Origin of the sequence: Paraburkholderia sp. J67 (assembly GCF_905220265.1) — a bacterium.
Classification (GTDB): Bacteria; Pseudomonadota; Gammaproteobacteria; order Burkholderiales; family Burkholderiaceae; genus Paraburkholderia.
Window position 1 is genome coordinate 79,628 of the sequence record NZ_CAJMZK010000035.1, and the last position, 13,054, is coordinate 92,681.

The window sequence follows — 13,054 nt, forward strand, 5'->3', positions numbered from 1 at the left end:
GCGGCGCAGCTTCTTACGAAGCATGCGCCGCCGTCTGGCGGAAGCTGAAGGGCTCTTAGTGGAGCTTCTTCGGCAGCATCTGGCTACGCAGACGCTTGTGCAGACGCTTGACTGCAGCAGCCTTCTTGCGCTTACGAACAGCCGTCGGCTTTTCGTACGATTGGCGCTCACGCAGTTCTGCGATCAGGCCGTTCTTTTCGATTGCGCGGCGGAAGCGGCGGATTGCCACTTCGAACGGCTCGTTTTCTTTCAGGAGAATCGTCGTCATGTATGTCCTAACTCAATCACTTGATACGGTACAAAGGCGTGAACGCAAAAAACGCTCACGCACCGGCCCTCCGGTCGTTCACCACTTGGGGGTGTAACGAGAGGCAAGGCGGCCACGGAGGCCGGAAAAGAGAAGTAGGGGGTTCACAGCGGAACGCGGTCAGGCCACCTTGCTGCAACACGCCTGACCGCCGGTTTGCGGCCGCCAACAGTAACGAACACGGCAACAAAACAGGCAGAGATCTCAATTCACTCTCAATGATATCAGCAAAAGTTCTGGCCGACCAGGGGTTTCTCGTGTGACTTCAGACACTTGCGTGGCGAGCGGCGCCCGCGGGCTCGCCACGCACCTTCAGGAGTCCTGGGTTAGCGTCGCCTGACGCCGTCCGCCCCTCTCCAGTGATCCGCCCCTTATCAGGCGCTTGCGTCGTTGAGCGCCTGAATATCGGCGGGATCGAGCTTCAGGCGCACCGCCGCGGCGAGGCTGCCGAGCTGTTCGAGCGAGGTCGCGCTCGCGATCGGCGCCGTGATGCTGGGCCGCGCGATCAGCCACGCGAGCGCCACCGCCGCCAGCGTGCTGTCGTGGCGCTGCGCCACGAAGTCGAGCGCCGCCAGAATGCGGATGCCGCGATGGTCCAGGTACTTCTCGACGCGCGAGCCGCGCGCGCTCTTCGCGAGATCCTCGCGCGAGCGATATTTGCCCGACAGGAAACCGCTCGCCAGGCTGTAATAGGGCACGACCGCAATTTTCTGCGCGAGCGCCACGGGCTCGATATCGGCCTCGTAGCCGGCGCGATCGTACAGGTTGTATTCGGGCTGAACGATCTGATACGCGGGCAGACCGGCCTTGTGCGCCAGCGCCAGGGCCTCCTCGGTACGCGCGCCCGTGTAGTTCGACGCGCCCACCACCCGCACCTTGCCCGCCTCGATCAGCTTCTGGTACGCGCCGAGCGTCTCTTCGAGCGGCACCTTGTGATCGTCCTCGTGCGAAAAGTAGACATCGAGGTAATCGGTTTGCAGGCGGCGCAGCGAATCTTCCACGGCGGCGGCGATATTGGCCGCCGACAGCCCCGGCCGATGCACGCTCTTCGCCACCTTGGTCGCGATCACGACCTTGTCGCGCTTACCGGTCTTCGCAAGCCACTTGCCGATGATCGTCTCCGATTCTCCGCCCTGGTTGCCCGGCACCCAGGCGGAATAGACGTCGGCCGTGTCGATGAAATTCAGCCCGGCGTCGACAAAGGCGTCGAGGATCGAGAACGAGGTGGCTTCGTCGGCGGTCCAGCCGAATACGTTGCCGCCGAACATGAGCGGAGCGACCTGCAAGGAGGAAGTGCCGATCCTGCGTAGTTCCATGATGTCTCCAAAGTAGGGCGAGAGCAGAAACCTTCGAGGATACGCCGCCTTGCGCACCGTTGCAGCGACCAGGCGAGATTGCGCTAAACCGCGCGCAAGTCCTGCCGTAAACAAACTTGCACGCGGGAAGAATTGCGCAGCACCCGGGGAGCACGCAGGAGGCCTGCGACGCGCAGCAAGATTTCATGCGCAGCGCAAATGAGGTCTCGATTGTTTGTACGACTCCCTCAAGTTTTTTGTACCCACGCCGTCAACCTTCACTGAGGCGGCCAGCAATGAACCAAGGCTTCCGCCGAAGTCATTGTGGCTTGTAACGGGCTAAGAGCCCGACTAGGAGAATTTCCATGCTCGGAATTAACAGCAACATCAACTCGCTCGTCGCGCAACAAAACCTGACGAGCTCGGGCAGCGCACTGTCGCAAGCTATCACCCGTCTGTCGTCGGGTAAGCGCATCAACAGCGCAGCTGACGATGCAGCAGGTCTGGCGATCTCGAACATCATGCAGACCCAGATCAACGGTCTGAATCAAGGTGTCTCGAACTCGAACGACGGCGTGTCGATGGTGCAAACGGCGTCGAGCGGCCTGTCGTCGCTGACCAGCAGCCTGCAACGTATCCGTTCGCTGGCAACGCAAGCGACCAACGGCTCGATGACCGACACCGACCGTGCAGCACTGCAACAGGAAGTCTCGCAGCAAGTTTCGGAAATCAACCGTATCGCTTCGCAGACGACGTACAACGGCATGAACGTGCTGAACGGCACGCTCGGCACGGTGTCGTTCCAGGTCGGCGCGAACGTCGGTCAGACGATCAGCCTGAACCTGTCGCAAAACATGTCGGCAGCAACGATCGGCTCGGGCGTTCCGCAAGCTGGCAACACGCTCGGTTCGTTCACGAACCTGTCGCTGGATTCGGCTGGCGCATACACGTCGTCGGGCGCAGCAATCACGTCGATCAACGTGATCGCTGACGGCAGCGGCGGTTACACGCTGACGGACCAGAACAACCAGGCACTGAAGGCTGCGGACATCTCGGGCGCATTCACCGACGTCACGATCACCTCGGACGCAAACGGCGACGCAGTCATCACCTCCGCAGCAGCTGCTAGCGCAGGCGCAAACTTCGCTTCCGACATCGACGCAGCCATGTCGGGCGCAAGCTCGAGCACCGGCTTCACCTCGGACGCGGAAGTTGCAGTCGGCGCACAGATCGACGGTCTCAACTCGGTGTCGACGGTCGCGAACATCGACATCAGCTCGGCAAGCGGCGCTTCGATGGCGATGGAATCGATCGACAACGCGCTGAACACGCTGAACAACCTGCAGGCAACGCTTGGCGCGGCGCAAAACCGCTTCACGGCAATCGGCACGACGCAGCAGGCTCAGTCGACCGACCTGTCGAGCGCACAATCGTCGATCCAGGACGCCGACTTCGCGCAGGAAACGGCGAACATGAGCAAGGCGCAGGTGCTCCAGCAAGCCGGTATCTCGGTGCTCGCACAAGCGAACTCGCAACCGCAGCAGATCCTGAAGCTCCTGCAGTAACGAGCTCTCGCAGCACGCGTCGCGCGCCCGGCCGCTTTAACCGATGCGCGCGGTGCAATCCGATCGGGAGGCTCGCCTCCCGATTGGTGTTTTCCAGTCCTGAACCGATTCACACGGCATCGCCCAAGCACGGAGCCTGTCCATGTCCACCGTAAATTCGACCGCCAGCACAATCGCGAGCACTGTCGCCTCCACCACCGCGGCTACCAACACCGCGCTGCAGGAAGCCGCTCAGTCGATCATCAGCGGTGCGACCGGCAACTCGTCGATGGACGTGAACTCGCTCGTGACTGCGCTCGTCAACGCGAAGATTGCCGGCTCGGCCGCAACGATCGCGGGCCAGCAAGCGAACGACAACACCCAGATTTCCGCCTACGGCACGCTTTCCGCCGCACTCTCGGCGCTGCAGGCTAGCCTTGGCACACTCTCCGACGGCACGACGGTCAACGCATTCTCGGCGACCACGAGCGGCACTGGCATCACGGCGACCGCCGCCAGCGGTGCAGTGGCAGGCACCTATTCGCTCGACGTCGCTCAGGTGGCGAAGGCGCAGGTGCTCACGTCGAAGGGCTACACGGCCACCCAGGCACTCGCGAGCGGCTCTGCGACAATGACGCTCAGCGTCAATGGCGCAAGCACCACAATCTCGCTGAACAGCTCGAACAGCACGATTTCCGGCATTGCAGCGGCCATCAACAGCGCGAGCAATAACCCCGGTGTGACGGCGTCGGTCGTCAACGGCGCGGACGGCGCCCACCTGGTGCTGCACTCCACGTCGACCGGCTCCACGAACGGCATCAGCGTCGCGATCAGCGACTCGAACTCGGCGGATGCCCTGAACGACCTGGCCGTGACCACGACCTCCGGCACCACGCTCACCGGCAATGCCAGCGCGGACTCGACCGCTCTCCAGGCCAATCAGTCGACCATCAGCGGCTCGACGGCGTGGACCCAGTCGACGGCGGCGCAAGACGCGTACTTCACGATCGACGGCACGGGCGTGACCAGCGCGACCAACACCGTGACGTCGGCGCTCTCGGGCGTGACGTTGAGCCTCTCGGCGGCGTCGGTCGACACGACGGGCAGCTCGCCCCAGACGCTCACGATCGCGCAAAACACGAGCGCGCAATCGAACGCGATCAACAACTTCGTCACGCTGTACAACACGCTCGTCACGACGATGGGCACGCTGACCTCGTACAGTGCGACCTCGTCATCGCAGGGCGTGCTGCTCGGCGACTCGACGCTGAACATGATCCAGAACCAGCTCGCGACAATCGTCGCGAGCGGTGTGAAGAACGGCAACACGAGCACCGGTCTCGCATCGATCGGCGTCACGCTGCAAGCCGACGGCACGCTGGCGATCGATAGCGACACGCTCAACACCGCGCTACAGAACAACCAGTCCACGATTGCGTCGCTGTTCAACTCGACCAACGGCGTGGCCGAGCAGTTGAACTCGAACATCACCAACTATCTGTCGACCAGCGGCGTGATCGCGACGCGTACCAACGCGCTCAATACCGATCTGACGAACCTGACGACTCAGCAGACCAACCTGACGGACTATCAGACGCAGCTCACCAGCATGTACACTGCGCAGTTCACGGCGCTCAATACGCTGATGGCGACGATGAACAACAACCAGCAGTACCTGACCCAGCTGTTCGGCGGCACCAACAGCGCGGGCGCAATGGCGACCAACAAGAGCAGCTAACGGAATTTGGGGGCGCGAGCCATGGACGCACAGAACCGTATCGAACGCATCTGGCAATTCACCAAGGCCATCGAGCAGGCAGCGGCCGTGGGCGAATGGCAGCAGGCGGCGCAGCTCGCGGATGCGCGCTCGCCGCTCTTGATGTCGCTCGGCGCGCAGCAGACGCCCGCGGCACTCGCCCAGATCAGGGAAATTCAGGCGATCGACGGCCGCATCAGCCAGGCCGCGCAAGTCGCCCAGCGCGACCTGGGCGCGGAATACCAGGCCAGCATGCGCGCCACGCGCAATGTGAGCCAATACCAGCGCGTCGCGCAGTTCTAAGGACGAGGCTCGCGCTGCGAGCCACTAGCAACGCTTAGCCCGCCTTCGTGCGGGCTTTTTGCTTTCTGCGGCCGCCGGGCGGCCCTCGACAAGCCGCGCCTGGGCCCCGTACGGCTTCCTCTCGAATTGGCGGCCGTTTTGGCATCAACTCGACGCTTCGTGCACAAGGGCCGCCCGCGATAATTGCGCTACTCCGGCTATCCTGCGGCGCAAGCACGCTTTCGTCATGACCGCTTTTTCCACTCCAACCGAAGCCATCGCGTCGGCCCCTCAAGTGCCTGCGAAGCACGATATCGAGCTCGTCATGCACACGGCGATCGAGCATCATCGCAAGCAGGAATACGATGAGGCCGCTGCGCTATACAGCGCGGTTCTCGCCGCGGTGAGCGATCACATCGACGCCAACTATCACCTCGCCGTGCTGCGCCTCCAGACGGACCAGCCCGCCGAGGCTGTACCGCATCTCGAGGTGGTGCTCGGCCACACGCCGAAGAACGGTCAGGTCTGGGTCTACTACATCAGCGCCCTCGTCGCGAGCCAGCAGCCCGAAGCCGCGCGCGCCGCGCTGGAAGTTGCGCGTCAGCAGGGCTTGCCCGAGGATGCGGTTCGCACGCTGCAAGCGCGCATTAACGGCGAAGAGGAGCCGTCCCCGGCCGTGGCAGAGCCCGAGGTGGCCCCCGCGCCCGAGCCCGCGCCACCCGCAAAGGCGAGCGGTGACGACGCACCCGCTCCCGAGGCCCCCGAGGCGGACCAACGCCTGAAACTCGATACCCGCCGGGCAAGCGCCAAGGAACAACGTCAGTACCAACACCTCTTCAACAGCGGGAAGCTCGAGGCGGCACTGAAGGTCGCGCGTCGCCTTACGCAGCACTATCCGTCGCACGGCGAATGCTGGATCGAACTCGGGCGAGTGCTGCAGGCAACGGGCCACTACTCCGAGGCCGTCGAGGCAGCCGAGCAGGCCGCCCGCCTGCTGCCGAACCACATCGGCGCACAGACTGTACTGGCCGACCGGCTGATCGTCACGCGTCAGCATCAGCGGGCCAAGGAACATTGCCTCCAGGCACTCGAGCGCTACCCCGAAAGTGCCGCTTTGCATCGCAATCTGGGCTCGGCCCTGCTGGAATTGAGCAGCCCCGACGAAGGATTCGTCCATATGCACCGCGCCGTGGAACTGGCGCCAAACAGCGCCGTCGAGTTCGACGCGCTGGCGACGGCGTTAGGCCGGCATGGACTGTACGAGGAGGCCGAAGCCGCGTTTCGCCGTGCGCTCGAACTGATGCCCATGCAGTCGACGACGCACAGCAACCTGCTCTTTTACCTGATGCACAAGCCAGGCCTCGACGCGGCCAGCGCGTTCGCGGAATTCCGCGAGTTTGCGACGCGTCACGAAGCCGCCCTGCGCGATCGCCGCCCTCGCCACACCAATGACCGCGATCCGGCCCGGCGTCTGAAAGTGGGTTTCGTCTCGGGCGATTTGATCAATCACCCGGTTGCGTACTTCTTCCTGTCGGTGCTGGAGCATCTGGTGCGCGACACCAGCCTGTCGCTGCACATCTACTCGAACTACGCGATCACCGACGCCTTCACCAGCCAGATTCGCCAGCACGCGCACACCTGGACCGAGATCTTCGGCATGACGAATGATGTGGTCACGCAGAAGATTCGCGACGACGGCATCGACATTCTCATCGACCTGTCCGGCCATACCGGCCGCAACCGGCTCCTCGTCTTCGCGCAACGGCCCGCGCCGGTGCAGGCGAGCTGGATCGGCAATCCAGCCACGACGGGTCTGGATGCCATGGGCTACTACCTGTCGGATCGTTTCGTCACGCCGCTGGAGCAGTTCGAGAGTCGCTTCTCCGAAAAGCTCGTGTTCCTGCCGGCGCTCGCGCCTTTCAAACCACACCCGCAGTCGCCGGCCGTCAATGAACTGCCCGCGCTGAAGAACGGCTACCTGACGTTCGGCAGTTTCAGCCGGATCGTCAAGATCAGCCAGGAAGTCGTGGGCCTCTGGGCGCGCGTGCTGCGCGAAGTGCCGAATTCGCGCATGCTCATTGGCGCGATCGCGGCAAAAGACCAGATGATCAAGCTGACCGAGATGTTCGTGAAAGAAGGCACCGACATCAGTCGCATCAGCTTTCTGGGCCGCGCGAATGTCACGGTCTACCTGCAGCAGCACAACCTGATCGACGTTTGCCTCGACACCTTCCCGTTCGGCAATTCGACCACGACCATGCAGGCGCTGTGGATGGGCGTGCCCACCATGACGCTCCCCGGCGATTCGATGGCGAGCCGCAGCAGCACGGGATGGCTCTCGCATCTTGGCCTCGACGCCGCCTTCGTCGCGCAGGACAAGGACGATTTCGTACATAAGTGCGCCGCGCTGGCCGCCGACCCCGAGGCGCTCGCCGCGGTACGGCGCGAGTTGCGCGGGCACTGCCGGCAGTCCGCACTGATCGACGCGAGCGGCATTGCCAATGCCGCCTCGCGCGCTTTCCGCATCATGTGGCAACGCTGGTGCGACGGGCTCGAGCCCGAGCATTTCGAAGTGCTGGCGCAAAGCGCGAGCCAGGCGGCCAGCGATCCCCTGGCAGTGCGCAATATGGATGGCGCACCGTTTTTCTCCATCGTGATCCCGACGCATAATCGCGCGACGCTACTGCGCCGCGCGCTGGAATCGGTCAATTCGCAGCAAGGCGGCATCCCGTTCGAAATTCTGGTGATCGCCGACACCGACGATCCCGCGACGGACGCCGTGTGCCTCGAGATGCTCGGTGAGGCAGATTCGTACTTGCGGCGCGAAGGCAAGCCAGGTCCGTCGGAAAGCCGCAATCTCGCGCTCGATCACGTTAAGGGCAAATACGTTTTGTTCCTCGACGACGACGACACCTTCCACCCAGGCTTGTTCGAAAAGCTGTACGCCCATGCACTGGTGCAACAGGAAAACCTCGTGTACTTCGACGGTTCGATCGTGCAGGAGCGACGCTATCCGCATACCGAGACACTGAGCGAGCACACGCTCGACATGAGCGCGCGCCTGACCGCGGACGTTTTCACGAAGAACCAGCTGCCCTTCTCGTGCTATGCCTTTCCGACCAGGCTGCTGAAGGACATCCGTTTCGATACGTACATGCGTGCGTACGAGGACTGGGAATTCCTGCTCGCGGTGTTTGAGCGGCAGATGCCCAAACATGTCCCCGTGCTCGGGCCGCGCGTGCATCAGGTACCGGAAGGTCCGAGCGACCGGCGCAGCACGTCCCGCGCGGCCACCGACATGAATGCCGCGCTCGATTATCTCTACGTGTACCGCCGCCGTCCGGCACCCAGCCCTGAGCAGAAAGAAAAGCGGGCAGCGTTCCTGCACGCTATCTGTGGGTTCAGCATTCCGGCAAGCATGTTTTGATGTGAAGGCGTGGGTCGTTCGCCAGGGTTCACTGATGCTTCAGTGAACCGCTGAATCGAACGCCTCACGCCCGATCAGCCCGCTCCAGCCTCAGCACGGCCCGACAGCTGGCGCCCTGGGCGCGTCGTGAAACCCACGACGCGCCATCAAACGACTCGCTCAGGCCGCGCACGGCTTGATGGCATACAGCTCCATCAGCGCCGGCTGTGAGGGCGACTTGCGGAAGTCAGCCACCTCGAATCCGCACTCTCCAAGCACGCGCACCAGCGTCTCGCGACTGAACAGATGGCTGTTGGCGATTTCCTGCCAGAAGGGATTGGCCTTGCCGCTTTCCAGCAGTTTCCAGACCGCGGAATTGAACTGCGGTGCGCTCACGACCAGCACGCCGCCCGGCCGCAATACGTCGTAGGCCTTGCGCAGCGCGGCACGCGGGTCGGTCATCTGCGGCAGGACGTCCATCATGGTCAGCACGTCGACCACGATCTCGATCTGCAGGTTCGTGAAGTCGTGCTGCATCGCCATCAGACCGTACTGGCGCATGCGGTTGACGGTATCGGCGTTCGTATCGAGGCCAACGGCCGTATAGCCATAATCCGCAGCCGTCATGACCAGCCCACCCGCGCCGCATCCCACGTCCACCCAGTAGACCGGCCCATCCCGGCGCGTGATCGCCGCGCCGTAGCCGCCCAGCAGCGCCACCACCTTGTCGACCACGGGGACCCATTTTGCTGGGTCGATCACCTCGCCGCCCGGCTGGTCCGCGGCGGCGCCCGCGCCCAACAGCGCGCGCCCAGCGTCGGTCCAGTGATAGCGCGCGTGCACGTGCCGGCACGCGGGCGACGTGCACTGCATCCACGTGAACTCGGTCGGCAGCGGCGCGCGCCACACGCGCAGCGGCCGGCAGTCGATCGCCCCGAGTGTCGTGCTCACGCTCTGGCAGAGCGGACAGGCGCCGTAGAGCGTGCGCAGCGCGGTGCTCTTCGCGGGCTCCACGGCGGCTTCGCTCGCGCAAACGGGACCGCAATCCGTCACGTCGAGATGGTCGAGCGCGCCGCCTTCGCGTTGCTTCTGCACCATCGCTTCGATGCCGCGTTCGAAGTTGCGCGTAAAGCGGAGCGTATCGAACAGCGGTTCGGTCAAGCGGTTGCCTTCGACCTTCGCGCGCAGCGCGGCGCGATAGGTCGCGTCGGTCGCGATGTGCCTGGCAATGCGAACCATGTCGTCGCGATCCTGGCCCACGAGTTCGGGCACGCCCAGCGCGTTGAGCAGACTCTCGCTCACACGCGACGAAAAATGCTGGCCACGCGCCGTGATCACGGGCACGCCAGCCCACAGCGCATCGGAGGTCGTCGTGTGTCCGTTGCAGATGAGCGTGTCGAGCACGGCATCCACGACTTGCAGGCGCGTCAGGTGATCGTGCGGGTCGGCGAACGGCGCGAAGATCACGCGTGCCGGATCGACGCCCATACGCTCGGCGTGTTGCGCGAGGTTCGCCATCTGCGCGGTGCTTTGACCGAGTAGCCAGAGCACGGCGTCCGGCACGGCCGCGAGCACGCGCATCCACAGCTCGAAGCTGCCGCGATCGATCTTGTACGACTGATTGAAAGCACCGAAGACGATCTTGTCCTCAGGCAACCCGTAGGCAGCGCGCGGCCCCGGACTGGGAGGCGTCAGCCGCTTGCGGTCATTGCACTGATAGCTGTGCGGAAGACGGCAGAACTTCTCGGGATAGTAAGGCGCGCTCGAATCGGGGGTGACGAAACGGTCGGAGACGATGTAGTCGATATGAGGACTACCCGCGCTACCGGGAAAGCCGATGTACGCGGCTTGCAGGCGCGCCGGCCGATACGCCATGACGCCGGAGCGCCCGCCCCCGGTGTACAGCTTCAGGTCGAAGAGAATGTCGAGGTCGTCCTCGGCGATGCGCGCAGCCGCCTGACGGTCGGTCAGCGTGTGGATCTCCACATGATGCTCGACCGAATCGAGAAAGCGCTGGCGATAGTCGGAGACGTCAGGGGCCGTGTAGTCATACGCGAAGATCTCGAAGCGCGCGCGATCGTGCGCTTCGAGCAGGCCCGCCATCAGGTGCATGGTCGCGTGATTGCGAAAATCGCTCGATAGATAGCCCACGCGCAGGCGCTCGCCGGGCGCGCGCGAGGTGCGGGCCGAGCACAGCGGCGGCTCGTCGATCGTCGGCACGGTGCGTGCCACATAGGCTTCGGTGACCGCCAGGTTGATCGCTTCGTCCGCGCACCAGGTGAGGTTGGTGAGCGGGTATTCCTGGGTGCTCGCGAAGTTGCCCTGCGCGTACCACGCGAGCATTTTCTGCTGCAGCGGCTCGATCGTGTCCCATTGGCAGGTATAGCGCGTCGCCACCAGCGAGGAACCGACGATGGCCGCGTCATCGGGCGCGAGATCGAGGACTTTCCTGAATGCGCGCGCCGCGTCGTCGAACTTGCCGACGTTTTGCAGAAACAGCGCCGCGCGAGACAGATAGCTCGGGTTGACGCTCACTTCGAGCTGCCGGTACGCCGCTTCCACGCCGTCCTTGAAGCGGTTCGCATTGAAGGTCGTGGTGATCAGCGCATCGAGGACGTTGTCGTCGTCGGGGGCTTCTGCACGGGCGCGTTCCAGGCACGCGAGGGCCGCGTCGGTATCGCGCTCGCCGGCCAGCAGCGTACCGGCGACCAGCCAGTTGCGCGATCCGGCCCCTCTTTGCGCCGCGTGACGATAGGCGGCAATGGCTTCATGCGTGCGGCCGCACAGGCGCAGCGCTTCGGCCTTGAGCGTGAGAAGCCCGAGATCTTCGGGCTGGAGCGCGAGCAGCCGCTCCAGTTCCGGGAGTGCCTCGGCGGCCTGACCGCCGTTGATCTGTTCGAGTAATGCTGCGACCACCATTTCGCCGTTAGCCATTTCGCACGTGACAGGAGTAACCGTTAGAACCGTTCAAAAAAAATGGGCGAGCGGCACGGCTGGCGCGCCACTCGCCCAGTCGCATCGCCCGGCACATTTTGTCCATTCTCATGATACGGACACGATGCGCCAGGCAACGCCGAGCTTTGAGGCCCTTTTGGGCCCCTGTTTTACAGATTGAGGTACGAGAACTGCGTGGTGCTCAGCGAGCTGACCTGAGCCGACGTCAGGTAGCCCGTCTGCGTGCCGTTCAAGCCGGCGATCTGCGTCGTCGTCAGGGCCGCCGCGTTCAGGTTGCTCACCTGATCGCTAGTCAGCGAGTTCAGATCCGTCACCGTCAGCCCCTGGATCTGGCCGGTCGACAGACCGGTCGCCAGCTCGGTCGTCGAGAGGTTCTGGGCCTGGAGCGTCGTCAGCGCGCCCATCTGGCTCGACGTGAAGCCGTTCACGAGCAGAGCGACCTGCGAGTACTGCATCGCAGCGACTTGGCTCGTCGACAACATGCTGGTCGTGAGCGACGTCACGTTGGTGCCGAGCGCCTGAATGGTCGTGCTCGAGATCGCCTGCGTCTGCGCGGTGCTGAGATTGCTGAGCGATTCGATCTGCAGCGTCGTCATCGCGGCAACTTCAGTGGTCGACAGCATGCCAACCGTGAGCGACGCCACTGCCGTGCCCATCTGCTGGATCGTGCTCGTCGAAAGCGCCTGGGTCTGCGCCGTGGTCATGCCGCTCAACGCCTCGATCTGCGTGTACTGCATCGCGGCGACCTGCGACGTCGACAGCATGGCCGTGGTCAGCGAGGCGACGTTGGTGCCCAGCGCGACGATGTTCGTCGTCGAGATGGCCTGCGTCTGCGCCGTGCTCAGCGAGGTCGTCAGCGATTCGATCTGCGTCGTCGACAGCGCCGCCACTTGCGCGGTCGACAGCGACGCCGTCGTCAGCGCAGCGACGTTGGTGCCGAGCGCCGCGATGTTCGCCGTCGAGATCGCCTGCGTCTGCGCCGAGCTCAGCGTGCCCGTGAGGCTTTCGAGCTGGGCCGTGGACATGGCCGCGACCTGCGCCGTGCTCAGCATCGCCGTGGTCAGCGAACCGACGCTCGTGCCCAGCGCCGCGATGTCCTTCGTGGTCAGCGCCTGCGATTGCGCGGTATTCAGGCCCGAGAGCGTGAGACCCGCCACCGCCGCGGTGCTCAGCGCGCCGATTTGCGTGGACGACAGCGGCGACACCGCGTTCGACGTCAGCGAACCCACCTGGACCGACGTGAGCGCGCCGACCTGGGTGGTCGTGAGCATGGCCGTGGTCAACGAACCGACGCTCGTACCCAGCGCCGCGATGTTCGCCGCCGAGATCGCCTGGGTCTGCGCCGTGCTGAGCGAACCCGTCAGCGATCCGATCTGCGTCGTCGAGAGTGCCGCCACCTGCGCGGTCGACAGCGACGCCGTCGTGAGCGACGCGACAGCGGTGCCCAGTGCCGCGATGTTCGCCGTCGAGATCGCCTGCGTCTGCGCCGAGCTCAACGTGCCCGTGAGG

The 13,054-nt window shown here is 64.2% G+C and carries 8 protein-coding genes; 4 read left to right on the forward strand and 4 right to left on the reverse strand.

From position 1 onward, the window contains the following. Nucleotides 1-55: 55 nt before the first annotated feature. Both rpsU and U5782_RS36840 read right to left on the reverse strand, forming a co-directional pair. Nucleotides 56-268, reverse strand: coding sequence for a 30S ribosomal protein S21 (gene rpsU, locus U5782_RS36835; protein WP_006401410.1), 213 nt, complete (start codon nt 266-268; stop codon nt 56-58). A gap of 413 nt (nt 269-681) precedes the next feature. Then, nucleotides 682-1,623 carry an aldo/keto reductase gene (locus U5782_RS36840; RefSeq protein ID WP_322048776.1) on the reverse strand — a complete coding sequence of 314 codons (942 nt, stop codon included), beginning with the start codon at nt 1,621-1,623 and terminating at the stop codon, nt 682-684. A gap of 344 nt (nt 1,624-1,967) precedes the next feature. On the opposite strand from U5782_RS36840, the gene U5782_RS36845 reads away from it, so the two are divergent. The 4 genes from U5782_RS36845 (at nt 1,968) to U5782_RS36860 (ending at nt 8,611) form a co-directional block, all read left to right on the forward strand. Further along, nucleotides 1,968-3,167 (forward strand): flagellin, encoded by a 1,200-nt coding sequence (locus tag U5782_RS36845; protein ID WP_322048777.1) that lies wholly within the window; start codon nt 1,968-1,970, stop codon nt 3,165-3,167. Nucleotides 3,168-3,309: 142 nt separating this feature from the next. After that, nucleotides 3,310-4,884, forward strand: a complete 1,575-nt coding sequence (gene fliD, locus U5782_RS36850) for a flagellar filament capping protein FliD (protein ID WP_322048778.1) — start codon at nt 3,310-3,312, stop codon at nt 4,882-4,884. Nucleotides 4,885-4,905: 21 nt separating this feature from the next. Continuing rightward, nucleotides 4,906-5,205 (forward strand): flagellar protein FliT, encoded by a 300-nt coding sequence (locus U5782_RS36855; protein ID WP_322048779.1) that lies wholly within the window; start codon nt 4,906-4,908, stop codon nt 5,203-5,205. 226 nt (nt 5,206-5,431) lie between these two features. Continuing rightward, nucleotides 5,432-8,611 (forward strand): glycosyltransferase, encoded by a 3,180-nt coding sequence (locus U5782_RS36860; protein WP_322048780.1) that lies wholly within the window; start codon nt 5,432-5,434, stop codon nt 8,609-8,611. Nucleotides 8,612-8,770: 159 nt separating this feature from the next. Here the strand turns inward: U5782_RS36860 and U5782_RS36865 are convergent, their stop codons facing one another. Further along, the gene (locus U5782_RS36865) at nt 8,771-11,524 is read right to left on the reverse strand and encodes a methyltransferase domain-containing protein (protein WP_322048781.1); all 2,754 of its coding nucleotides are present in this window, start codon (nt 11,522-11,524) and stop codon (nt 8,771-8,773) included. A 170-nt stretch (nt 11,525-11,694) separates the two neighbouring features. Further along, nucleotides 11,695-13,054: beta strand repeat-containing protein (locus U5782_RS36870; RefSeq protein ID WP_415914477.1), on the reverse strand; the 1,360-nt coding region annotated here is incomplete at its 5' end.